Source organism: Brevibacillus aydinogluensis, from assembly GCF_961514395.1.
Taxonomy (GTDB): domain Bacteria; phylum Bacillota; class Bacilli; order Brevibacillales; family Brevibacillaceae; genus Brevibacillus; species Brevibacillus aydinogluensis.
In genome coordinates, this window is record NZ_OY569118.1 from 3,226,824 (window position 1) to 3,248,482 (window position 21,659).

The 21,659-nt window shown below is 50.4% G+C and carries 24 protein-coding genes and 1 pseudogene; 13 read left to right on the forward strand and 12 right to left on the reverse strand.

What is annotated here, in order from left to right:
- Positions 1-216: 216 nt before the first annotated feature.
- Positions 217-846 carry a molybdenum cofactor guanylyltransferase gene (mobA, locus tag Q7F15_RS15790; protein WP_304414603.1) on the reverse strand — a complete coding sequence of 210 codons (630 nt, stop codon included), beginning with the start codon at positions 844-846 and terminating at the stop codon, positions 217-219.
- A 138-nt stretch (positions 847-984) separates the two neighbouring features.
- Between mobA and Q7F15_RS15795 the strand changes: the two genes are divergently transcribed.
- The gene (locus tag Q7F15_RS15795) at positions 985-1,422 is read left to right on the forward strand and encodes a Dps family protein (protein ID WP_304414604.1); all 438 of its coding nucleotides are present in this window, start codon (positions 985-987) and stop codon (positions 1,420-1,422) included.
- A gap of 101 nt (positions 1,423-1,523) precedes the next feature.
- On the opposite strand, the gene Q7F15_RS15800 is transcribed toward Q7F15_RS15795, so the two are convergent.
- Together Q7F15_RS15800 and Q7F15_RS15805 are read right to left on the reverse strand one after the other, a co-directional pair.
- Complete coding sequence (locus Q7F15_RS15800) at positions 1,524-1,991, reverse strand: Rok-like winged helix domain-containing protein (RefSeq protein WP_171566615.1); 468 nt, start codon at positions 1,989-1,991, stop codon at positions 1,524-1,526.
- 176 nt (positions 1,992-2,167) lie between these two features.
- The gene (locus Q7F15_RS15805; protein WP_212133520.1) at positions 2,168-2,362 is read right to left on the reverse strand and encodes a BhlA/UviB family holin-like peptide; all 195 of its coding nucleotides are present in this window, start codon (positions 2,360-2,362) and stop codon (positions 2,168-2,170) included.
- Positions 2,363-2,596: 234 nt separating this feature from the next.
- Here Q7F15_RS15805 and Q7F15_RS15810 point away from each other — a divergent pair, with 234 nt between their 5' ends.
- Positions 2,597-3,085 (forward strand): hypothetical protein, encoded by a 489-nt coding sequence (locus Q7F15_RS15810; RefSeq protein WP_304414605.1) that lies wholly within the window; start codon positions 2,597-2,599, stop codon positions 3,083-3,085.
- A gap of 228 nt (positions 3,086-3,313) precedes the next feature.
- Here Q7F15_RS15810 and Q7F15_RS15815 read toward each other — a convergent pair whose 3' ends face one another.
- The 3 genes from Q7F15_RS15815 to Q7F15_RS15825 all read right to left on the reverse strand — a co-directional run bounded on the left by Q7F15_RS15815 (position 3,314) and on the right by Q7F15_RS15825 (position 4,773).
- Positions 3,314-3,970, reverse strand: coding sequence for a transglycosylase SLT domain-containing protein (locus tag Q7F15_RS15815; protein WP_304414606.1), 657 nt, complete (start codon positions 3,968-3,970; stop codon positions 3,314-3,316).
- Positions 3,971-4,264: 294 nt separating this feature from the next.
- Entirely contained in the window at positions 4,265-4,483 is a 219-nt protein-coding gene (locus Q7F15_RS15820; protein ID WP_230077832.1) for a helix-turn-helix domain-containing protein, read from the reverse strand.
- A complete protein-coding gene (locus tag Q7F15_RS15825; RefSeq protein ID WP_171566612.1) occupies positions 4,426-4,773 on the reverse strand; it encodes a sigma-70 family RNA polymerase sigma factor in 348 nt (115 codons plus the stop codon). The genes Q7F15_RS15820 and Q7F15_RS15825 overlap by 58 nt, the downstream gene beginning before the upstream one ends.
- 228 nt (positions 4,774-5,001) lie before the next feature.
- On the opposite strand from Q7F15_RS15825, the gene Q7F15_RS15830 reads away from it, so the two are divergent.
- From Q7F15_RS15830 to Q7F15_RS15855, 6 genes are all read left to right on the forward strand, one after another.
- Positions 5,002-5,448, forward strand: a complete 447-nt coding sequence (locus tag Q7F15_RS15830; RefSeq protein WP_230077831.1) for a helix-turn-helix domain-containing protein — start codon at positions 5,002-5,004, stop codon at positions 5,446-5,448.
- 64 nt (positions 5,449-5,512) lie between these two features.
- The gene (locus tag Q7F15_RS15835; protein ID WP_230077830.1) at positions 5,513-6,034 is read left to right on the forward strand and encodes an ImmA/IrrE family metallo-endopeptidase; all 522 of its coding nucleotides are present in this window, start codon (positions 5,513-5,515) and stop codon (positions 6,032-6,034) included.
- Between the two features lie 17 nt (positions 6,035-6,051).
- Entirely contained in the window at positions 6,052-6,483 is a 432-nt protein-coding gene (locus tag Q7F15_RS15840) for a LexA family transcriptional regulator (protein WP_230077829.1), read from the forward strand.
- A gap of 486 nt (positions 6,484-6,969) precedes the next feature.
- The gene (locus Q7F15_RS15845; RefSeq protein ID WP_304414607.1) at positions 6,970-8,055 is read left to right on the forward strand and encodes a copper amine oxidase N-terminal domain-containing protein; all 1,086 of its coding nucleotides are present in this window, start codon (positions 6,970-6,972) and stop codon (positions 8,053-8,055) included.
- A gap of 494 nt (positions 8,056-8,549) precedes the next feature.
- On the forward strand, positions 8,550-9,296 hold the full coding sequence (locus Q7F15_RS15850; RefSeq protein WP_230077827.1) for a C39 family peptidase: 747 nt from the start codon (positions 8,550-8,552) through the stop codon (positions 9,294-9,296).
- Between the two features lie 68 nt (positions 9,297-9,364).
- On the forward strand, positions 9,365-10,588 hold the full coding sequence (locus tag Q7F15_RS15855) for a hypothetical protein (RefSeq protein WP_171566606.1): 1,224 nt from the start codon (positions 9,365-9,367) through the stop codon (positions 10,586-10,588).
- Between the two features lie 260 nt (positions 10,589-10,848).
- Here the strand turns inward: Q7F15_RS15855 and Q7F15_RS15860 are convergent, their stop codons facing one another.
- Positions 10,849-11,748 carry a fumarylacetoacetate hydrolase family protein gene (locus tag Q7F15_RS15860; protein WP_171566605.1) on the reverse strand — a complete coding sequence of 300 codons (900 nt, stop codon included), beginning with the start codon at positions 11,746-11,748 and terminating at the stop codon, positions 10,849-10,851.
- A gap of 415 nt (positions 11,749-12,163) precedes the next feature.
- Here Q7F15_RS15860 and Q7F15_RS15865 point away from each other — a divergent pair, with 415 nt between their 5' ends.
- The 3 genes from Q7F15_RS15865 to gucD are packed head-to-tail and all read left to right on the forward strand — an operon-like array spanning position 12,164 to position 15,139.
- Positions 12,164-12,469, forward strand: coding sequence for a UxaA family hydrolase (locus Q7F15_RS15865; protein WP_171566604.1), 306 nt, complete (start codon positions 12,164-12,166; stop codon positions 12,467-12,469).
- The gene (locus tag Q7F15_RS15870) at positions 12,459-13,628 is read left to right on the forward strand and encodes a UxaA family hydrolase (RefSeq protein WP_171566603.1); all 1,170 of its coding nucleotides are present in this window, start codon (positions 12,459-12,461) and stop codon (positions 13,626-13,628) included. Before Q7F15_RS15865 ends, Q7F15_RS15870 begins: the two co-directional genes overlap by 11 nt.
- Before the next feature lie 44 nt (positions 13,629-13,672).
- The gene (gene gucD, locus Q7F15_RS15875) at positions 13,673-15,139 is read left to right on the forward strand and encodes an alpha-ketoglutaric semialdehyde dehydrogenase GucD (protein WP_171566602.1); all 1,467 of its coding nucleotides are present in this window, start codon (positions 13,673-13,675) and stop codon (positions 15,137-15,139) included.
- A 24-nt stretch (positions 15,140-15,163) separates the two neighbouring features.
- Here the strand turns inward: gucD and Q7F15_RS15880 are convergent, their stop codons facing one another.
- The 5 genes and pseudogenes from Q7F15_RS15880 to Q7F15_RS15900 all read right to left on the reverse strand — a co-directional run bounded on the left by Q7F15_RS15880 (position 15,164) and on the right by Q7F15_RS15900 (position 18,962).
- Positions 15,164-15,286 carry a CGNR zinc finger domain-containing protein gene (locus Q7F15_RS15880; RefSeq protein ID WP_212133530.1) on the reverse strand — a complete coding sequence of 41 codons (123 nt, stop codon included), beginning with the start codon at positions 15,284-15,286 and terminating at the stop codon, positions 15,164-15,166.
- A gap of 70 nt (positions 15,287-15,356) precedes the next feature.
- Positions 15,357-15,797, reverse strand: coding sequence for a hypothetical protein (locus Q7F15_RS15885; RefSeq protein WP_230077825.1), 441 nt, complete (start codon positions 15,795-15,797; stop codon positions 15,357-15,359).
- Between the two features lie 236 nt (positions 15,798-16,033).
- A pseudogene (locus Q7F15_RS15890) lies at positions 16,034-16,225 on the reverse strand (transposase); the annotation flags it as partial.
- Between the two features lie 255 nt (positions 16,226-16,480).
- The gene (locus Q7F15_RS15895) at positions 16,481-16,762 is read right to left on the reverse strand and encodes a hypothetical protein (protein ID WP_029097907.1); all 282 of its coding nucleotides are present in this window, start codon (positions 16,760-16,762) and stop codon (positions 16,481-16,483) included.
- A 109-nt stretch (positions 16,763-16,871) separates the two neighbouring features.
- Positions 16,872-18,962, reverse strand: a complete 2,091-nt coding sequence (locus Q7F15_RS15900) for an esterase/lipase family protein (RefSeq protein WP_212133205.1) — start codon at positions 18,960-18,962, stop codon at positions 16,872-16,874.
- A 705-nt stretch (positions 18,963-19,667) separates the two neighbouring features.
- On the opposite strand from Q7F15_RS15900, the gene istA reads away from it, so the two are divergent.
- Together istA and istB are read left to right on the forward strand one after the other, a co-directional pair.
- Positions 19,668-20,891 carry an IS21 family transposase gene (istA, locus tag Q7F15_RS15905; RefSeq protein WP_008409807.1) on the forward strand — a complete coding sequence of 408 codons (1,224 nt, stop codon included), beginning with the start codon at positions 19,668-19,670 and terminating at the stop codon, positions 20,889-20,891.
- A complete protein-coding gene (gene istB / locus Q7F15_RS15910) occupies positions 20,888-21,655 on the forward strand; it encodes an IS21-like element helper ATPase IstB (RefSeq protein WP_008409491.1) in 768 nt (255 codons plus the stop codon). Before istA ends, istB begins: the two co-directional genes overlap by 4 nt.
- Positions 21,656-21,659: the final 4 nt, after the last annotated feature.

Below are 21,659 nucleotides of genomic sequence, written 5' to 3' on the forward strand. Positions count from 1 at the left end.
GGTTCGTGTACCTCAGGTCAGGACTTTGCCGCCGGCTTCCTTCAGATTCCGCCTCACGGCGGACACCCTTGCCTTAAGCTAACGGTTGGTACAGCCAACCCCCGTTCGGGACTTTCACCCTATAGCTACCGCCCATGCCGGGCGCACCGTAAAGGAAACCCCCGGTTTTGCCGGGGTTTTTCCTATTGCTTGATAAAGCCGCGATTCACAACAAACCTACCTCCGCTCCATGTCCCGCGCGTGCTGTTCCGCGAGGGCCATCCGGTATTCTTCCGGCGTGTTGGCGTTGTAGGCAGCCCAGTCATCCAAAAGACCGGGCGGCGTCTCGGCAATCCGCAGCCGCTCCAGCACATCCATCAGTCGATAACGGCCTGATCGCAGTGCTTCTTCCCACAACGGCTGCGTCCTTCTGTGATACAGGGCAAACAACGGATGAAGCCGGCCGGCCGTGTGCGCTGCCACGACATCCCACTCCTTCGCTTGCTGCGCATGGGCGAGCAGGCGGCCGATCTGCTCCCGGTCAGCAAACGGCAGGTCGCAGGAGAGGATGAGCAGCGCTTCTTCCCGCCGCACGCGAAACGCCGTCACGATTCCACTGATCGGACCGGCGGAGGGCACCAGGTCACCGGTGATGCTCACTTTCGCCAGCCTGGTCACTTCCTCCGGCAGCCGTTCAGGGGCGTTGGAGACGATCAGACAGGGCAGGTTCAACGCAGTCACTTCGCTGACCACGTGTCCGATCAATGTGCCCCCTTTCCAGCTCAGCAGTTCCTTGGGCCGTCCCATCCGGCCGCTGCGGCCTCCCGCCAGCACCACTCCGCCGATTGTCAGCACATCCAGATTCACCACTCCCCTCTCCTTACCGGTTATTTTCCATGATAAACCGAGCAAAATATTGGCGGTAATGAAGCCATTGACAAAAGGGGGTATTAGTTTATAATAAGTATTAAATAATAATGATTTTAATTAAGGAGCGGATAAACCATGAAACATCAGGTACACAGTGTATTGAACAAACAAATCGCCAACTGGACCGTCCTGCACATGAAACTACACAACTATCACTGGAACGTGAAAGGCCCTCATTTTTTCACGCTGCACGCCAAATTTGAGGAGCTCTACAACGAAGCAGCCGCCCACATCGACGAACTGGCTGAACGCGTCCTGATGCTGAACGGCCAACCGATCGCCACTCTCGGCGAATGTCTGCGGGACGCCAGCGTCGAAGAGGCATCCGGCATCGAAACAACCGAACAGATGGTCGAGACCCTGATCGACGATTTCCAGACGCTGGTGGACGAACTGCGGGAGGGAATCAAAACGGCCGAACAAGCAGAGGATGAAGCGACCGCCGACATGCTGCTCTCCATCCAGCGCAGTCTGGAAAAACACCTCTGGATGCTGAAAGCCTTTCTGAGCTAATCTCCAGGCCTCAGCTGCTTCCCCAATTCGCTGTTCCCCCGACATCACTGCACAAAAAGGGCGTTCGTGCTTGAAACACAACGCCCTTTTTGCGGCTGTTGTCACCGTTTCAGGGAAAAGATCAGCTTGCGGCCGTCCTTGTCTACTTTCACCTGCGGCAGGTGCTTCAACGCTTTTTGGATGCCGATATACGGACTGGCAAACTCCACGCCGTGCCGCTGTTTCAGTTCGCTGCATAATTCCATCAGCGTCAGCGGCGCCGACGCCTCCCGCAAGATGGCTTCTACCTGTTCGGCCACGGCCGCGTAATCATGACGGATAGGCGTCTTTCTTTTCCGCAAATGCTCCAGCACTTCCGTCGGAACTTCCTCGGCCGCGGGCGCCTCCACGTTCGTTTGGTAAGCGTTTTCACGTTCATCTAACTCCCTGATCCGGGCCAACAATTCCTTGATGTCCAATCCCAATTGTTTGTCCTGATCCACATACTGTCGCCGCAGTGCGGCACGCTGTTCCAGCAGCCCCTGCAGCGTCATGTGCAAAGCCTTGCGTTCATCAAAAAACGACGCCATCCCCTGCCCCCTTTTTTCACATTAATTTCTTTATTCATTATCATAATAGAAATTTGACGGATTGGAAATTGGAGATTTCCGCTGGTTTCCCGCGCCGCTCGTTATCCAAATCGAGGATGGATGCCAACTGGTGCGCTGGCCTGGGGGATGGGCCTATTTACGTGCGTATCTGTATCTCACTCCCCTACCTTGTCTTTGATTTCCCGCAGTTCGCAGATGATCAGATCGTACTTGTCGCTGAACTTGTCCAGCAGGTCCTGCAGCCGGGTTTCCCGCTCGCGGTTGGTTTTCATCACGTAAAACAACAGCCAAACAAACAGCGCTGCAAATGGCCCCTGCTGAATCAGCGCGTCCAAGACCGTATGTTCCATGGCGCCTTCCTCCTTCCTTAACTGGTTTCAACTCCACGTTCTCGCTTCACTTATATAAGGAAAACATCACGGTCGCGTAACAACCGGGTCATCTCTTTTTCTTCCAAACAGAAAAGAGCCTTGCGAAGGCTCATTCGACGCATGTTTTTTGTGCGACGCAGAAACATGACCGGGTGCAGAAGCGTCTTGCATTTAGAAATAATTTAAATAAATGTCAACCATATATGGATCGAGGTGCGAAAACCAACGATGCTTATACAGATCGTCGCTGTGCTGTGTGCAGCGGTAAGTGGTCTCTATTCCCCCGCGTCTCCGGAAACAGGCGCGGACGAACCGGCTGCCTCCCAAGAAAAAGCAGTGTCGGAAATCGTCATTCTGTCACCTCAAGAACGGAGCGTATTCACACTGCCGCTTCCCGAAAACCAAATCACTGTTGCGGGTAAAATCGACGGTTACGTGCAACCGGGCAAAACGCTTCAAATCGGATTGTATGGCGGTCAGGAGAATTACAAGCAGCATATGATGTACGCGTTTGACTATCCTGTCAATCCTGACGGTACCTTTACCGTCCATTTCCCCGTGGGAAGGTTGGTTCCCTTTCCGAACGCCAAACCGGATCACTATACACTGGAATTGACATATCCGCATGCGCCAACGAAAACGGTGACTGTTGTCATCCAAAAACAAACAGCATGGAGTGATAGGCCAGGCGAGCTCCTTTGACGACCTGCTCAGTGGAAAAACGAAAGACGCGAGGGATACAGGGGGCACAAGTCTCACTTCGTCGAAATACCCAGATGTTTGCCTCCTGCCCGCGTCGCGTTTTGAAGCGGATGCCGCCAACTTCTTTGCTGGGCGTCAAGAGAGCGAGCGGGCCCGATCACCCATGCCCCACGGACTTTGTCTACACGCTGAAGCCGGGAAGCATCAGTTCCCGGCCATGCATTTTCCTTACGGCCCAAAACAAACCGTCGTGTAGACGGGTAAAGCCCCGCTCTTTGCTTCTTTCAAATCACCGAAGTAAAACGAACTGGCCTGACCCGTATTGGGATTGATCCACCACGGGCTGTAGGCGGAAGCGAGCTTGTAAGCTGCTTCACCATAGCCTGACGCCTTGGTAGGAACGGGCCAGTTGCCGCAGCCGCTTCCGTACGGTGCAATGGAGCCCGAGTATCCGCACATGGCCCCGTTCCATCCCGTCGCGCTCAGTTTGAAACTGCTCGTTTTGGTCGTCATGGCTTTCAAGTATTGGGCGAGAATGTTGAACGATACCTGTACGGCGGTGGTCGTGTTATCCACGATTTTTCCCTTGCCAATAAGGTCGCTCAACGTATACGATGTGCCGTGGGCGCAATTATACGCGTTCAAGTGATCTTTGCCGATTTGCACAATGCCATACGTCGAACCTGTCGGATCAATGGCTGTCGGGTTACCATTGGTTTCGACAGAGGCGATCGCCAAAAGAGTGGCCGGGTTCATGCCGTATGCTTTCCCCGCCGCATTCGCCTGCGGCAGCCATTTTTGGATGGCGGACGACGTGATGTTGTATAAGTCGCGAGACCCGTATTTCGCGCAGTCGAACGGTCCGCATGATTGCAAACTTCCCATTATCAAATCCCCCATTCAGTTCAGATGGATAAAGGAGAAAACAAAAGGGATACAGGGTAGATGAGGCCTATCCCTAGCCTCTCTGCCTGTTTTGTTTTCCCCTTCACTTTGGAAGGAAAAAAAGCGTGCAAACCAACAACCGCCATGCAACAAAAAAAGAACCGACTCTCCTGCAGTCGGTTCTTTCTTGGGAAAACTTTTTTCTACAGGCTTGTCCGCCGTCCAACCTTGCATCAATCAGACAGATGAGCGATGCCATTCGATCAAAACCAAGCTGTCTGAGCATCCGCACGGTCATTCACCCTCGCGGATAAACGCGATAAACTGCGCCTTGATCTCCTGGATGCTGTCTTCTCTCGGCATTTTGATAAACCGGGCGAGCGCGTGAATCTCCGGTTCAAACCATTCCAACAGCTGGAGCAGCGCTTCATTGTCCCCTTTCCGGGCTTCGTCCATCAGCCGTTCAAATGCTGCAGACGCGTGCGCAGCTGTTGCAGCGCTTTCGTTTTGCATTTGTTCACCCCCTGCTGTGACATGGCCAGTTCGCGAGCCACTTCCCGTTCGGGATACCCGTGCAGGATCACGCGTTGAACGATCCACCTGCCCTTGTCCGACGAGATCGCGGCCAACATTTCCCGGACGTACAGCGCAGACATGTCCTGGTCCGTTGATACCAGGGCCACAACCCGTTCGGCCCCCAGGCATTCCCGCTGTCTGTACTTCCTGGCTTGGTATTGGATGCGCCAAGCAAGCCGGCGCAGTACCGTGCGGCATTCTTCCTCTGTCAATGTTTGCTGATTCAATGTACCCTCCCCCTTTCCAACATTCCTCTCATACATGTAGGAAAAATATGGATCACCATAACAACTACATAAGAACACGTGTTCTGCATTGGAAGATATTCACATCATATAGTACAAGAGTCTTGTATGTCAACGGGGAAATACAAGTTTTTTGTACCATATTTCCTAATAACCTCCAATTGTGTACAATATATTTGTACCCATCTCACAGGAAGGAATGGATGGTCCATGCTGTCCCAGCGCTTGCGAATGGCCCGCAGGGCGAAAGGACTGACGCAGGAAGGTCTGGCGGAAATGGTCCGGACGACCAAGGGAACGATCAGCAACTACGAAAACAATCACAGCTCGCCCCCCAACGACATGCTGACCATGTTGGCCGACGTGCTGAACGTCTCGACCGACTGGCTGCTCGGGCGAGTGGACGAGCAGCTTCCTCCATCCGCCGCGAACGACCATAAGCGCGAACGGACACTGGACGAGCTGCTCCAGGAAAAAATCGACGATCCGGACGACTACTATTTTCTCGACGGGTATTTGGAAGCATCCGAAGAAGAGAAAAAAGAGATTCGCCGATACTGGTACGATTTGAAAAAGCAAATGAAGCCCCACCATGTAAAAGAAAGCCATTCTCCCTCCCTGTATGCCATCACGGAGGAGATCAAAAAGATAAAGTAGCCCCGCGACGGGGCATTCTTTCCACCCATCAACCGAACATACGTTCCGCATAAAGGAGGTTTCCATGCACTTCCTCGTAGCTGATATCTGCCAGCCGCAGACGTGGCTGGAATCACGTGTATACCTGCTGCTGCGGCATCACGGGATCCAGCGTCCCGAGCAGATCGACCTTCCCGAACTGTGCGCCAGTTACGGCATCGAGCTGCGCAGCATCCGCGGGCGGAGCCGCACGCACCGTCATCCACAGGAAGCCGGCCGCTTCGTGATCGCTGTCGACGAACGGCTGGACGAGCCCACACGGCGGGTCAAAATCGCTCACGAGCTGGGGCATCTGCTGCTGCATGAAGGGGTTCAGCCGTTGGGCAGCGACCTGATGATTGACTGGCAGGAGGCCCAGGCCAATCACTTCGCCGAACACCTGCTGATGCCGTATTACATGTTTGACTCGCTGATTGGGCATTGCAGTCGCTATGAAGCACCCAGCTACCTGGCCAGGACGTTTCGTGTGCCGCTCGACTTTGCCCACAAGCGGTTTGAACGTTTTCTCAACAGACTGTACACCAAAGGCTATCCTGTTGCGTGGTGATGAGAGGAGGTTGTGGAATGAAGCGCGTGTTTATTGCCGGTGATGCTTACAGCACCCGTTTCTTTGAGCTGCCGTTGGAGGATGAGGAGCTATATTTGATGCCGTATTTGCTTGCGGCCAGCTATCACGTGGCCCGTTTCGCCTTGATCATGCGGGACGACGGGCTTGCAAACATCGGGATTCGGGAGGGGAACGCCCTGCTGATTGCCGACTATTCACTGGAGCCGGTGCGGGGCAGACCTGTGCTGGTGAGGCAGGAGGGGGAGTACATCGTCCGCATCGCCGAAGACGTCAATCCGCTGGAGTGCGTGTTTACCGCCGCCAAAAAGGGCGTCGCACCGCTCGTCTTGCCGTCGGAAAACATCCGCATCATCGGTGTCGTCTCCGGCATCATCTCTCCGCCGTACGAGACCGGACGGATTGGGAATGCGGGAGATACGCTGTTTTGATCAGGGTGGCTACCGCCAAATCCGTTATCTCATCCATGCGTAAAACCGCATCGGTTGCCGACATCGGTGCGGTTGCTTTTGTCCTGAAAAAAGGCTGCTTTTGGAACAAATGCGTTCCTTTTCCTCAATATCATCGGCGTCTGCACGAGATTTGTCCTAGATTTGCCAGAATATGGACAAGCGGCTGCTCCTTTTTTTCTCCTCTCCCTTCGCCTTCTCTCCCTCCCGACGAACTGCACTGTCCTTCCAGTTTTAGGAGGCTTCCGCACAACGTTTTCTCGTACCAACCGATCATGAACATTTGACTGAACCGACATGATTCGGGTGAAGATGTGCCTGTTCCTGCCCCGGTTGGAGCCAGCATGCGAAGGACCAAGGCTGTATAAATTTTTTGGTCTATTCGATCATTTTCCCACTAGCAGTATTTGGTAGAATGGCACTGTCACGAAACAACGACATCATTTGCGAGAAGGAGGAGGATTACAGATGAAAAAGATCGTAACGACCTCTCTCACGGCTGCCTTGATGATGGGCGCCGTACCTGCAGCACTGGCACAAGCGGAAGAGCTGGCGAACCAAAATCCAGCGGTCTATGCCGAAGTGCAGAGCGAAGATGCTGCCGCGACGACGGATGAAACCGGCACTGACACATCGGCAAACACAGATGAGCAATCGTCGGCGGACAAGCCCTCACAGACCGAAGACGATACAACAACTCCCTCCGCAACTGCACCCGATCAGTCAAACATCACTCTGACTGTCCAGGAAGCAGTGCAGGATGCGGAAAAACTGAGCAAACTCCGCCAGCAGTTGAAAGACGCACCTGAGGTGACAGAGCAGGTGGCAGCCACGTACAAGGAGCTGGTCAACGCACTCGTCGACATCTCCGATCTGCCGCAGGCCATCGAGGTGCAAAAGGAACTGCTGAAGCGAACCTATCAGGCCGGAAATACCGAGCCGTTTCAAACGTTGGGCCAGCTGTACATCAAGGCGAACGTGACGGGTATCAAAGCGTTCGTCAACGGCGTGGAACTCACGCTGGATCAGGCGCCGTTTATCGTAGGCGGACGTGCGCTGGTGACGGAGCGGGTCATCCGCGAGGCGTTGAACGCGGATGTGCGCTGGGATGAGACTACAGGGATCGTCACCGTAACCCGCGGAGACCGCACAATCTCGCTTACGGTGAACAAAAACGTGGCGGTAACGAACAACAACAGGCTCACGACCGACGCCGCGCCCGTTGTGAAAAACGGCAGCCTCTACCTGCCGATTCGCTTGATCAGCGAACAGTTGGAGGCCAAGGTCGACTGGCAAAAAGACGGACAGATCATCATCATCGACGACAATGCAGACCAGGCGCAACCGGCAGACTCCACTGCACCGGACGCAACGGACCAGACGGGCGAAGGAACGTCGGGTGCGGACAATGCCTCGGACAAAGACACTACGGCCCCGGACAACTCCACTGACGGCTCTGATTCGGACCAGTCGGCGGATCAAGACTCGTCTGATTCCGATGATTCCGCGGATGGCGACTCCTCCAGCACGGACGATGCTGCCAATACCCAATAGCGCAGACAAAACTTGGTGAAGTGTGAAATATCGCTATATCAAACTCATCAGCCCTTGTTGTTGCCAGTAGGCAATGCCAAGGGCTTTGTTCATGTGTAGTGTTTTTGTTGTCCACCATGCCTCCTTTTAGGTGTTTGCAATTTCCAGTGTTATGCTGTGAGAAAGACTATGCGAACGAAGCATGCGGTAACGCATACAAACACTTATCCATTGCATCCATAGGCAGATCCAGGACCTTCGGTGACGGAGGCAATCCTGCTGGATGTATTGATCTACTACGGCGGGGATCAAGAGTCTGTATCCAAAAATGGATGATGATTTATAAATTTCCATGTTTTGGTTGACAATCTCATTCTTTCGAACTAACATATTACTTGCTGGTACCAGTCCTTATTCCTATTAATTGAGTATTAATGGAGGTGAATATATCAACAAATCAAGAATTTTCATAATTTTCTTATGTATTATTTGATTAATAGATGGAGGTGGAATTAATGAAAAAACGTAAACTGATTCCTCGAGTTGCTCTAGCATCTACTATATTCACAGCGCTTTTGCTCCCACAAACTGTAATGGGAGAAGGAACTGGTGATGATCCTAGAATGATCGAAGATGTTAAGACTGAAAAACAGGTAAAAGCTGAAAAAGAAAAATTGAGGAAGGTAAGAGAACACATTACTAACAAGAGAGAAGCAGCGGAATCGGAAGGGAAAGTATCTGCTTTAGGTCTTTTTCGAGTCATCTCGGTCCCAAGTTTCGAACAGGAGACAAGTTATTGGTGTGGTCCTGCCACCGTTAAACAGGTACTGGATTACATCAATGGCACATCGAAAAGTCAACGTTACTATGCCGACGAACTTGGTACAACTAAAGACGGTACAGTCTTCTCTGTTGTGGATGACGTATTAAATGATCATCAGGATGAAAATTATTATGTTTACACAACTCATGATTCCGATGAACAAAGTAAATTTAATGATAAAATTGAATGGGGAATCGACAACGGATATCCTAGCATACTCGATTTGAAGATTGACCCGGATTATATGCCCAAATATACCAGGTCCGTTGCAGGACACATCGTAAACACCTCAGGGTATGACTGGGATGATTGGGAAATTCGTATCACAGATCCTTTTGACCAAGGTAATCGCGGTGTAACCCTTGGTAATGTATGGCATCCTGCAGACGGTATTTGGGAAGCCAACCAAGCACACTTCAGACAAGCTATGATTTGGTGAGTAGTTAGAGTCCTAGGGGGAAAAATATTCCTCCTAGGACTCCTATCTTTGCGAATGGAGGAAATCAAATGGGGAGACGGACGATTACAATTGTTGCAATTGCTGGAGTAATGGTATTAGCAGCCTTTGGAATTTGGTATACCCAGTATGATAACCATCAAATGACAACTTCGAATGAAACTGATGATGAGATAATTGAGAACAAAGAAATGAAAACAGTTGAGGATGGTCGAACATTAATCAATATTGAAGAGACCCCCGATGTAGAAATTAACTCCGTTGAGGAATTTTCTTATCCGTTCCAGATTGAGGAGTATGTAGTAGAAAGTCCTGATTTTCGCTGGGCTCCAACCGCACCACAGTTTGTAAACGATCGAGTGATTGCTTTCGATATGGACGACAGTAAGCTCCAACAGTCGTTTGTCGGACTGTTTGACCGGAGTAGTAAGAAATATGAAAAAATATATAGTGCCCCTCCATTTTTTATCATTAATTCTTTAGTGGGAATTGATAACGTTTTATATTGGGTAGAATATGACAGAAATCCCTCCCTAGAACTAAAGTGGAGGATCATGTCCATGGACTTAGGGAATAAAAAAATTGAAATGATCAAGCAGGGCATAAGTCAGGACGGTACAGATCCTCCTATCCTGCGGGTTTACGGAAAAAAAGTTACTTGGATCGAGTATGAGGTAGAGAACCAAATCGTAACAAGTAAGGCGATGATCCTGCATCAAGATCGCCAGAAAGCTATAGAGGTTATTGCAGAAACAAAACTAAGCGAAAAAGATGGTCGGGACGGATATTATTTTGCAGTACAAACCCCCACTGATCGAGGACTAGTCATCCAACAGTCAAAGTACCAAAATAAGGACGGAAAGTCACAAAAGAGTTATGTCATCACTTTGTTTCCTTATGATCGTTCCAAAGCTGTTGATTTGTTAATTGGTGAACGCATCATTGATTTCAACGTTCATGGGAACTGGTTTGTATGGACTGAAGAGGGAAAAGTATCCGTAGCTTCATTGCAGGACGGAAAAGTAAAATACAGATTTTCTGGAAAATCAAAAACCTTGACGAACGATACCCCCTTTATTAAGAACGATTTTCTGATTTATCGCTATGGAATGAACCGAGTTTTTATTGCCAATCTGAAAACAGGCAAGCACCAAGGTTTATTGGAAGAAAAAATAATCACGACGAAACTATTTAGGTCTGGAGAGTATCTGTCTTATGGAATAATTGAAAGAAATGGTCAAAATAGTCGCATGAAGTTTGTCGTGATAAAATAGCTAGAATAGACTGATGACAACTGCTCATTTTTTAGTAAGGTCTCGCTAGAAACCGATCTTCCCATAAAATCCAGTCCAGAGGCTCGGTTTGCCCCCTGCCCGCGTCGCGTTTGGGAGCGGGCGCTATCCACTTCTTTACTGGTCGTCAAGAGAGCGAGCGGGCCCAATCACCCATGCGCCACGGACTTTGTCTACAAACGGAACCCGGACCATTGACTGGTCCGGTTTTTCTGTCGCGGCTGCACAGATTTCCCTCCGGATTACGCCTCCCGCCTCATCCGGTTGGTGAGACGGCCCAGCTTTTCGATCTCGATCGTCACCACGTCCCCGTCCTTCAGCCACACCTGCCGCTCCTTGGGATAGCCGAGGATCACGCCCTCCGGCGTACCGGTCAGGATGACATCCCCCGGCTCCAGGGTCATGTACCGGGAGATGTAGTGAACGATTTCGTCGCAGGCAAAAATCATGTCCGAAGTATTGGAGTGCTGCCGCACGTCCCCGTTGACAAAGGAGGTGATCTCCAGATTGTTGGGATTGCCCACTTCATCGGAGGTGACCAGGTAGGGACCTAGCGGACTGAAGCCGTCACAGCTTTTGCCCAGCAGCCACTGGCTGGTGCGCATCTGCAGGTCGCGGGCGGACAGGTCGTTTGCGTTGCAGTACCCGGCCACGTACGAGAGGGCCTCCTCTCGCTTTACCCGCTTGGCCCGCCTGCCGATCACGATGGCCAGCTCCGCCTCGTAATCCACCTGCTGCGCTTCCGCGGGCAGCGTGATCTCGTCGTTGTGCGCGGCCAGCGCGTTGCTGTACTTGTTGAACAGCACCGGATATTCGGGCACGGCCATGTTGGACTCTTCCGCGTGCTTCCGGTAGTTCAGTCCCACACAGATGATCTTGCCCGGCTCCGGCACGCACGGCCCGAAGCGCAGCGACTCTTCGTCCAGGAACAGCTGCGCCTCCCCCGCTGACTCCATGCGGCGGACGTGGGCCGCAAGCGCCTGAAACGCCTCCTCCCCTCCCTCGAGAAACTGACGGATGGTCTGCGGAACAGCAGCCGTTCCGCCGTGCCGCTCCACCGATGCCGCTACGTCCAGCACACCGCGGTCCGTCTTGACGCCAAGCGTCAGGCCGCGCTCCGCATAAAAGGTCAACAGCTTCATCTTACTCCCCCCGTCTGTCTTCTGGCATGTATGCAAACACGAACCCGCTGTCGATGTACAAGGGTGATTCCATCATCAGGCGGGACTCATCTGCTCCAATCACAGAGCAGCCTTCCTCCTTTGGTTCTTGTATGTAAAACCAGGTTTTATATCATGATTACTCTCATCATAGCAACGATTTTCGCACCAAACAATCACCAAATTTGAAAATATTTTTTATTCAGAAAACAGTTGCAATTGCGCTTCCATTTGCTCTATCATAAAAATTGCCAACCATTATACGATATTGTCGTATGTCGTTTTATATTATAAAACTACTCAGACGTTCTGCCGAACATGCCTACACGTCCCTTTCTTGCACCCGACATCCCGGTATTTCCATCCCCCGTGTTACATACGGAAAGGAGGCTTGTCCATGTCCGCCTATCGCGCCATCATGATGCAGCCGCATGACAACGTGGCCACGGCCCTCGAACCCATACCGGCAGACAGCCGCGTCACCGTTTCCTGTCTGGACGTGCAGCATACGGTGACGCTCCGCCAGGCGATTGAATTCGGGCACAAGTTTGCCGTCCGCCCGATCGGAAAGGGAGAGGACATCGTGAAATACGGGGAGGTCATCGGAGTCGCGACCCGTGACATCGCCCCCGGCGAACACGTCCATGTGCACAATTTGGAAGGAAAACGCGGGAGAGGAGACAAAATCGCTCATGAAGCATGACACAACGTTTTGGGGATACCGCCGTCCGGATGGCCGCGTCGGCGTGCGCAACCACGTCCTGATTCTGCCCACGATTACATGTGCCACACAGGCGGCCAGGCAGATTACCGAACTGGTGCAGGGGACCGTCTCGTTTATCCACCAGCACGGCTGTGCCCAGGTGGGCAGCGACTACGAGCAGACGTTTCGCACGTACGTCGGAATGGGCGCCAACCCTAATGTCTACGGCGTCGTCGTCCTCGGACTCGGCTGTGAAACGCATCAGGCGCGGAGCGTAGCCGAGGAAATCGCCAAGACGGGCAAGCCGGTGGAACTGGTCTCCATCCAGGATCACGGCGGCACGCTGACGGCGATCGCACAGGGCGCAAAAATAGCTGCCAAGATGGTGCAGGACGCATCCGTCTTGCGGCGGGAGCCGTGCGATTTCAGCGAACTGATCGTCGGAACGGAATGCGGCGGTTCGGACGCCTGCTCCGGTCTGTCCGCCAACCCGGCCGTCGGCGTGGTCAGCGACATGATTGTCGACCTTGGCGGCACCTCCATCCTGGCGGAGACGACGGAGCTGATCGGCGCGGAACATCTGCTGGCCAACCGCGCCGTGGACGACAAGGTGGCCAAGCGCGTCTACGAAGTCATCCACGCCATGGAACAGCGCTCCATCCAGATGGGCGTGGACATCCGCACCGGCAACCCCAGTCCCGGCAATATCAAGGGCGGCCTCAGTTCTCTGGAGGAAAAGTCCCTGGGCGCGGCCAACAAGGCCGGCACCCGGCCGCTGCAGGAGCTGATTGATTACGCCCAGCGGCCGACCAAAAAAGGCCTGGTCTGGATGGATACCCCCGGACACGACATCGAGCAGCTGACCGGCATGGTGGCTGGAGGAGCACAGGTGGTGCTGTTTACGACCGGCCGCGGCACGCCTACCGGTTCACCGATCGCTCCGGTGATCAAAATCGCCACCAACACGCCCATTTTCGAGAAAATGGGGGACAACATCGACCTGAATGCAGGCACGATCATCGAAGGAAAAGAAACGCTTCAATCCGTGGGGCAGCGGATTTTTGACGAATTGGTCCACGTCTGCTCCGGCAAGCTGACCAAAGCGGAAATCCTGAAGCAGCACGACTTCGGCATCTGGCGGATCGGCCCCACGTTCTAGCAGTTGTTTCCCTGTAAAACCATACGTTGAGAGGAGGAATCATCGTGAGCGTTCATACACAAGCGCAAACCTACCAAAACTACATCGGCGGCGAGTGGCGGCCGTCCGCGTCCAACCAGGTGGAGGCGAGCATCAATCCGGCCAACCGACACGAGGTGATCGGATACGTGCAAAAATCGACAGCCGAGGATCTGGATCAGGCGGTGAAAGCGGCCCAATCGGCACAAATCGCCTGGCGGAAGCTCTCCGGTCCCGCCCGCGGCGAATACTTGTACCGCCTGGCCAACGTGCTGGAGCGGCACCTCGACGACATCGCGGCAACCATGACGCGGGAGATGGGCAAAACACTGCCGGAAGCGAAAGGTGAAACGGCCCGCGGCGTGGCCATCCTGCGCTATTACGCGGGGGAAGGCATGCGCAAAATCGGCGACGTCATCCCCTCCACCGACAGCGAAGGGCTGATGTTTACCAGCCGTGTGCCGCTGGGCGTCGTGGGCGTGATTACGCCCTGGAACTTCCCCGTCGCCATCCCCATCTGGAAAATTGCCCCGGCCATCGTCTACGGCAACACGGTCGTCTTCAAGCCGGCACAGGAGACCGCTGTCACCGCCGCCAAGCTGATGGAATGCGTGGACGAAGCGGGGCTGCCCCCGGGGGTCGTCAACATGGTGACCGGCGCGGGTTCGGTCATCGGCCAGGGAATCGTCGATCATCCCGGCATCGCCGCCGTTACGTTCACCGGCTCCGATCAGGTGGGCAGGCAGGTGGGCCTGGGAGCGCTCGCCCGGGGAGCCAAGTACCAACTGGAGATGGGCGGCAAAAATCCGGTCATCGTCGCGGCCGACGCCGACCTCGATCTGGCCGTGGAGGCGACGGTAAGCGGCGGTCTTCGCTCCACCGGCCAGAAGTGCACGGCCACCAGCCGCGTCATCGTCCAGAGCGCCGTTTACGACGCGTTCAAGCAAAAGCTGCTGGAACGGGTGGCCGCTCTGAAAGTGGGCGACGGCCTCGCCCCCGACACCTGGATGGGACCGTGCGCCAGCGAACGGCAGATGCAGACAGTGCTCGGCTACATCCAGAAAGGGCTCGAAGAAGGAGCCGTACTGCTGTGCGGCGGAAAACGCGTGACCGCGCCCGGCCTGGAACACGGATTTTACGTGGAGCCGACTGTGTTTGAAAACGTAACGCCGGACATGACCATCGCCCGGGAGGAGATTTTCGGCCCGGTGCTGGCGCTGATGAAAGTGGACACCCTGCAGGAAGCCCTGCAGCTGGCCAATGATTCCCGCTTTGGACTCAGCGCCTCCATCTTCACCCGGGACATCGGCAACATGCTGGAATTTATCCGCGACATGGACGCCGGCCTGGTGCGCATCAACGCCGAGAGCGCGGGTGTGGAGCTGCAGGCCCCGTTTGGCGGCATGAAGCAGTCCAGCTCCCACTCCCGCGAGCAGGGTCAGGCGGCCATCGAGTTTTTCACCGCGATCAAGACGGTGTTTGTGAAAGGATAAAAACAAGCCAAGGGGAAGCCTCTTTCAGCTTCCCCTTTTATTTTTCTGCCGCTCGCGAAACCGGCCGACTTTCTTGTGGTTGTTGCCCATCTCGTCGTCACACCAGCGGCGGGCCCGGTTGCGGCTGTGTCGCCAAAAATCCGGCAGGTCAGCTCAGCGTACAGGCAATGCAGCACGTTGAGAACGGTGGGTTGCAGCACGTCCAGCGCCTGTAGATTTACTCTGCAAGCGTTACGACGTTGCCTGGAATGGTAATTTTCACGTAATTACGGTTCCATATGGTTGTTTCCACGATTACGTTCTGCTGCTCCTTTGTAAACAGATAACCGCTGCCCATTTGTGTGTCGTAGGTCCAGCCTTCCTTGTTCATTCGCTCTTGCAGAAGTGTTAGAACATCAGAGCTGCGTCGTTTGTCCGTCAGATATATGCCATGCCCTTCCGGGGTGACTGTGACCGGAACGAGAGGTTGATCTGTTGTGTTTAAGATGTGCATGGGCATGAGGTAATCGCGATCGGCTTGCTTCAGCGTAAGCAGCAGTTGCAAATTGTCGTATCCGATCCGATTCACAAGCAGCACGACTGCTGTCACACCGAGAACCACCGCGCCAGCCAAGCCAAAAAAAGCAATCTCCACGGATTTTTCATGATTGAACCTCACCGTCCCTTTCCATCTTAATTATTTATTATCTTTCAAAAAATTCACCGTCGCCAAGAAACGACGGTGAATTCTCTGCATAAATCAATTTGTAGCTTTATCCATTTCATACCCGTAGACTGTGTAACCATCATTGTACCACTTTGCCAGAGGATCAAGTTCATCTTTGTGTGTAAATTCCCCACGGTTAGAGAAATAAACCAGCCAACACGAATCACTTTAGACAACGCAGTTGTGGCCTGCATTTCTCGCCATTCTAAGTACTCTCCCATATCGAGATACTTTTTGCCGCCTGCCCATTTTTTGTCTATCTCCATAAGTAAAGCTCCGATTAGGCGGATAACCGATTCACGGTTAGGCAATATGCGAATGACACGTTCTCGTCGGCGAATTTCTTCGTTGAGTCGCTCCATGCCATTCGTTGTCCGAAGTCAATCTGACCTTCCCAGTCGATCATTTCCACTAAATAATCTGACACAAGTTCGGCAAGATCAGCCTTAGCAGGTCGCTCCTGTGTAAATCACGTTACTTTCCACTAAATAGTGGTCAGGAAAAGAGTCGACATAACAAATAACATCCAGCACTCTGCATGGGGTATATATTGCGATTTAATAGCGAGGGGATAATAAACTAGAATCGCCAAGCAAAATTTTAGTGATTTCGAGCCTTTAATCGGATCCATTCGCCTAAAACAGTGCTGTCATAACGACTACAAAAAGAATTAACGCAACAAATAATAAGGCAAAAATAATGCCCCATAAAACTTCTTGTTTTTTATTATCGGCAGAGCGAATATGGAGTATTTTTTTTAAAGCGAACAAGCCAATCAAAACGATCAACCCGATAACAAATGTACCTATTGAAGCGTAGTATAATGTTATTTCTTCTTGGGTTGCTATAATAATAGCTAGAACTGTTAACCATATGATTGCATATATTGCAATTATTTTTGACATGATTTTGTCCATATATTACTCCTTGTTATTGTTTTCAACAAATCCACATTTTTACTAAAGTAAAGGGAGGAAATGAACTGCCAAGCTATTTTCCTCCCTCTTTTTTATTTCCCATGCTTATTTAATTTTTAGAGCGATCGTCATATGCTCCTGTTAACGCTTTTTCTACATAGTATGGTGTTCTTGGGTGTTTACGCATTGTACTATGTCCTCCAAACTCATCATCCCAAATCAGGAATCTAGTATTCATTTCTACTGGAGAATCACCGAAGTCTTCCTCTGGGTCATAATCCGAGCCAAGAGCTGAATCAATATTTACTGGACCATCTTCAATATCTCCGTACAAAGGATAATCTCCCGTTTTATCATAATACTTTTCATTTACATATTCATTCCAACTCGAATAAGTTTTTGTCGGTCCAACCCCTAGTCCAGTCTGATATATGTTTCTTATATCGCCAAAATCCCCAACCAGTGTATTATAGCTCGGGTTCCATCCAGCAAAACCAATAAGTGGTTTGCTGAAATCATTTTCAAGCTTCCTGGAACCATTCCACAATTCACTATCATCTCTATCTAAATCTCCAAAAGGTGCCTGATCGCTTCCAAAATGCGGAGTCCCCAAGGTAACCACCCTTTCAACATCTGCGCTTCTGATATTCTCAACTAAATACCGAGAAACCAAGCCTCCCATGCTATGCCCAACCAGATTTACATCCTGCGTTGAACTACTGAATACACTATTTTTCAACTCACGAATAACTGAATTTAGATGGTTAGCTGCTGTTCTAACACAACCTGAAGTACCATCAGCGTTATATATAAATGTAAAAATATCTTCATTAGGGGTATACCCGTAATCAATAATTAACATTGGACCAAGCTCTTCATCATCAACAATTCCAGTTATTGAATGAACATCAATATTTGAATATGTAGTTTCTTCATGAGTGCTATAGCTTTCTCCAGTTATCGTTTCATAAGAACGAATGGGTTCAGAGGCCCAAGGTTCATCGTATCCAATATGATACCATCTATCTTCAAATCCCCAAGTGTCAGCCCCTCCCAATAAGCCATGAACTAAGATAACGGGTGTCTTTCCAGACTGGGTGGTGACAGCAGTAGCAGTAGCTATTGTCTCATCCCCCTGTTCATACACATCTTCTATTTTATAAGTAGACTCCAATAAATGGGTGTTATCAACATCATCCGCTTCGCCATCCAGACTGATATCATCATCATATTTTACAGTCTTTGAAATTTTAAATGTCCCATCATCACCAATGCTCTCAGCGTCGATTTCTAGTGGTAAATTGATAAGTTTTACTTTCCCTTTTTTCCTCTTGAATTTTCCTCTTTTAGCTTCTTTTGTTGGTACATATTCTGTAAAATCTTTGCTGGATAGTAAAACAAAAGTCCCTCCTCCTACAAACTCAACCTCTATTGAATTTGTCCTTTTGGAATACTTTTGTTCCTTAATAGGTTCTAACTGAACTTTCTTTTCATTGTATTTATATAAAACATAGTCTTCATTTTTTTCTTTCTCATTAACCGGTATCGACAGATTAAATTCTATGTTTGGATCCAAGCTTACAATATTGAAAGTTAGCGCACTCCTTATTTTTTGGGCTAACAGAACCGGTGTCTGACGGACAATTACTTTCTGAGGAACGTTTGAAATTCCGATCATTTCGCCTTTTATGCCAAATTCATTTTTTGGAAATGTGTATTTATGTTTCTCATCCCCATCCAACTTTTTGTTGTTGTTTTCATCAGAATTTAATGGATCCGATCCTAAATACGAAATTTCAATACCATCTTTAAGACCGTCTCCATCAGTATCTGCAACTGATGGTTTTGTTTGGTATTTATCTATTTCAACTTTATCATCTAAACCATCGCCATCACTATCTTTAGCATCTAATTTTGTTCCCAATTCCTGCTCTTCAAGATTTGTAAGTCCGTCACCGTCATAATCTTCATCACCATCTAATATCCCATTACCATTAGTATCATTGTTTATTGTGCTGGTAATAAACAATTCATTAAAGTCTGTTAATCCATCATTATCGCTATCCTGTTTAAACTCTATACTGTCAATAGTTTTTTGCTTAGATTTTGCATAAGCTTCAGGTGTCATCACCCCTTGGAAGAAAAATAATGTAACAAGTGATGCTGATAACGTTAGAATATGTATTTTCTTCATTAACATTATTAAACCTCCTATTTTTCAATTTTTTACCTTTACGTTGGTATTATATTCTTATAATTTTGACATATCAACACTTTATATGTCATATTTTAGGATTGATCTTTAATCGTGCTTGAAATTTTTCTAACGTAGTTTTCGTTTTTTATATGGCTTGTTTACGAATCTCTACAGTCCCAAAAAAGTGCACAGCCCAAACTGGTACGTCGCCTGCAATTCTATGAGTCCCTGATGCACCACTTCCTGTCGTCAGGAATTTGCTGTAGGGGCGGGACCACTCATTGAGCCGTCTGAGACGGTCACTCCCGCCAAATCTTGGCCATCGTTCCTCTATCTTCATTTGTCGAGTACATATTTTTTCGAAAAGCTTGAATGCCATGACCTTCATCTGCGGCTAGCCTTTAGCAAGTACGCCGTAGCTTTAAACGATTGAATTATCGATGCCTCATCAAATAGATGTCTATTATTCATGCTTTGTACATATACATATTTCTCCCTTTCTACTAGACGCCCTAATTTCATTTAAGTAGCTTTTCCAATAGCCAAGTATTGCTCGGCGTGATATCCTTTAATAAATCTTTCGGTAACCCCAAAAGTGTCACCGCCGGGATATAATTGACCCAGGTTCGCCGGAAAGAAAATGACCCACCCATAGCGAATATATCCCCTTCGTAATTAACGGCCAAGTTAATCTTCGGAGGGAGACACATGCTAAGGAGTGGGATAGTGATATCGTTACATACCATGAGGGCAGAAGGCAAGAGTATTCGTGAAATTGCCCGTCTAACGGGGCATTCTCGAAATACAGTTCGCCGATATCTCCGGGGTGAATTCTCCCCCGAAAAGGGAACCCGTAAATCTCGTGGTTCCAAGCTTGATCCGTATAAACCGTTCCTGCAGGAACGTCTTCAAGAAGGTATCTATAACTGCGAGGTTTTATTCGATCTTCTACGAGAAAAGGGGTATACCGGGGGACGTACCATCTTGAAAGACTATGTGAAGGACTTCCGTCCTCCCAAACAAGTTCCCGCTGTTCTTCGTTACGAGACGAAACCTGGTGAATATGCACAGGTCGACTGGGGACTGTGTGATTACGTAGATTTGGACGGTACAGTCCGAAAAGTGCCGGTATTTGTCATGGTATTGGGGTACTCTCGTTCCACCTATATAGAGTTCACTAAGCGTTGTGACATTCACAGCTTTCTTCGTTGCTTGATTCATGCTTTTGAATATTTTGGGGGCATCCCAAAGGTAATGCTGACCGACCAGATGAAAACCGTCGTACTGGGCATGGGAGATGATCGAAAACCTCGCTGGCATCCGCTTTTTGCCGACTTTGCTGCAGCGATTGGGCTTGTTCCAAAAGTATGCAAAGTTCGACGCCCCGAAACAAAGGGAAAAGTGGAACGAGGCGTTCAATACGTAAAAAACAACTTTCTTCCTGGCAAACGCTTCGTTGATTTACAGGATCTCAATCAACAAGCCCTACACTGGTGCGAGCGGATTAACCGCCGTATTCATGGAACAACCGGCGAACGTCCCATCGACCGACTCCGTGAGGAAAATCTGTCGCCTATCCCTTCAGCTGAACGATGGGAAAAATACTTGCATGAACCGAGACAGGTCAGCCGAGACGGATTTGTTAGCTACGATGGTGTACGATATGGGGTTCCATGGAGGTACAGTGGACGTGAGGGTACCGTGCGAGAAGTGAATGGGTGGGTGGAAATCTGGGCCGACGGCACATGTATTGCTCGACACCAAAAGGTCTATCGATCCCGTGCAACTGTTTTTTGTGAAAACCAGTATGCAGGTCTTACGACTGCTCAAGGATATGCCTATCCACGTCCGCAAGCCCGACAGATTTCATCGCAGCAAGTGGAAGTGCGTTCGCTGGATGTCTATGAGCAGCTGACGGGGGTGGGAGCATGATTGAACTGGAACAGGCACGGCTACGTCTTGAGGAACTTGGGCTTCAGCAAGCGGCTCTACTCTTGGATGCCCATTTGGAAGCGGCAAGTCATGGACAGCCCACCTATCTGTCCTTTCTCAACATGCTTCTAGATGCAGAGATAGCGGAACGTCAAAAACGGAATATGGAGGTACGCACCAAACTCGCACACTTGCCTTACCGAAAAACGCTGGAGGAGTTCGATTTTGCTTTCCAACCCAGCATTGACGAACGGTTGATTCGAGAGCTGGCCACGATGACTTTTGTAACCCGACACGAGAATGTCTTGTTCTTAGGGCCTCCCGGAGTAGGAAAAAGTCATCTGGCGGTGGCGTTGGCTGTAGAAGCCATCTCGCAAGGGATATCCGTTTACTTTGTCAGTCTCTCGCAACTCATCGAAGATCTGCGAAAAGCTTACACGGAAAACAGGCTGGATAAACGCCTACGCATCTATATTCGACCAAAGCTCCTGATTATTGACGAAATTGGTTACTTACCGTTTGACAGTTTGGCAGCTAACCTCTTTTTCCAGGTAGTAAGTGCAAGATACGAGAGAGGGAGTATTCTGTTGACCAGCAACAAGAGTTTCGGTGAATGGGGGGAACTGATGGGCGATCCGATACTTGCTACGGCTATCCTGGATCGGCTCTTACACCATTCCCACATCGTCAATATTAGGGGGAATAGTTACCGACTTCGTGAGAAGATGAGGACTGGAGCCTACGGCTCCCCCTCTACCACCTAACCAA

What these genes read in the sequence shown, in the direction of transcription:
- Q7F15_RS15870 (WP_171566603.1), top strand. Translation starts at nt 12,459, where the DNA reads ATGAAGCATGACACAACGTTTTGGGGATACCGCCGTCCGGATGGCCGC.
- Q7F15_RS15900 (WP_212133205.1), bottom strand. Translation starts at nt 18,962, where the DNA reads ATGTTAATGAAGAAAATACATATTCTAACGTTATCAGCATCACTTGTT.
- Q7F15_RS15820 (WP_230077832.1), bottom strand. Translation starts at nt 4,483, where the DNA reads ATGCAAAACGAAAGCGCTGCAACAGCTGCGCACGCGTCTGCAGCATTT.
- Q7F15_RS15855 (WP_171566606.1), top strand. Translation starts at nt 9,365, where the DNA reads ATGGGGAGACGGACGATTACAATTGTTGCAATTGCTGGAGTAATGGTA.
- istA (WP_008409807.1), top strand. Translation starts at nt 19,668, where the DNA reads ATGCTAAGGAGTGGGATAGTGATATCGTTACATACCATGAGGGCAGAA.
- Q7F15_RS15860 (WP_171566605.1), bottom strand. Translation starts at nt 11,748, where the DNA reads ATGAAGCTGTTGACCTTTTATGCGGAGCGCGGCCTGACGCTTGGCGTC.
- Q7F15_RS15865 (WP_171566604.1), top strand. Translation starts at nt 12,164, where the DNA reads ATGTCCGCCTATCGCGCCATCATGATGCAGCCGCATGACAACGTGGCC.
- Q7F15_RS15845 (WP_304414607.1), top strand. Translation starts at nt 6,970, where the DNA reads ATGAAAAAGATCGTAACGACCTCTCTCACGGCTGCCTTGATGATGGGC.
- Q7F15_RS15815 (WP_304414606.1), bottom strand. Translation starts at nt 3,970, where the DNA reads ATGGGAAGTTTGCAATCATGCGGACCGTTCGACTGCGCGAAATACGGG.
- Q7F15_RS15795 (WP_304414604.1), top strand. Translation starts at nt 985, where the DNA reads ATGAAACATCAGGTACACAGTGTATTGAACAAACAAATCGCCAACTGG.
- Q7F15_RS15835 (WP_230077830.1), top strand. Translation starts at nt 5,513, where the DNA reads ATGCACTTCCTCGTAGCTGATATCTGCCAGCCGCAGACGTGGCTGGAA.
- istB (WP_008409491.1), top strand. Translation starts at nt 20,888, where the DNA reads ATGATTGAACTGGAACAGGCACGGCTACGTCTTGAGGAACTTGGGCTT.
- Q7F15_RS15830 (WP_230077831.1), top strand. Translation starts at nt 5,002, where the DNA reads ATGCTGTCCCAGCGCTTGCGAATGGCCCGCAGGGCGAAAGGACTGACG.
- Q7F15_RS15850 (WP_230077827.1), top strand. Translation starts at nt 8,550, where the DNA reads ATGAAAAAACGTAAACTGATTCCTCGAGTTGCTCTAGCATCTACTATA.
- Q7F15_RS15840 (WP_230077829.1), top strand. Translation starts at nt 6,052, where the DNA reads ATGAAGCGCGTGTTTATTGCCGGTGATGCTTACAGCACCCGTTTCTTT.
- Q7F15_RS15800 (WP_171566615.1), bottom strand. Translation starts at nt 1,991, where the DNA reads ATGGCGTCGTTTTTTGATGAACGCAAGGCTTTGCACATGACGCTGCAG.
- Q7F15_RS15895 (WP_029097907.1), bottom strand. Translation starts at nt 16,762, where the DNA reads ATGGACAAAATCATGTCAAAAATAATTGCAATATATGCAATCATATGG.
- Q7F15_RS15805 (WP_212133520.1), bottom strand. Translation starts at nt 2,362, where the DNA reads ATGGAACATACGGTCTTGGACGCGCTGATTCAGCAGGGGCCATTTGCA.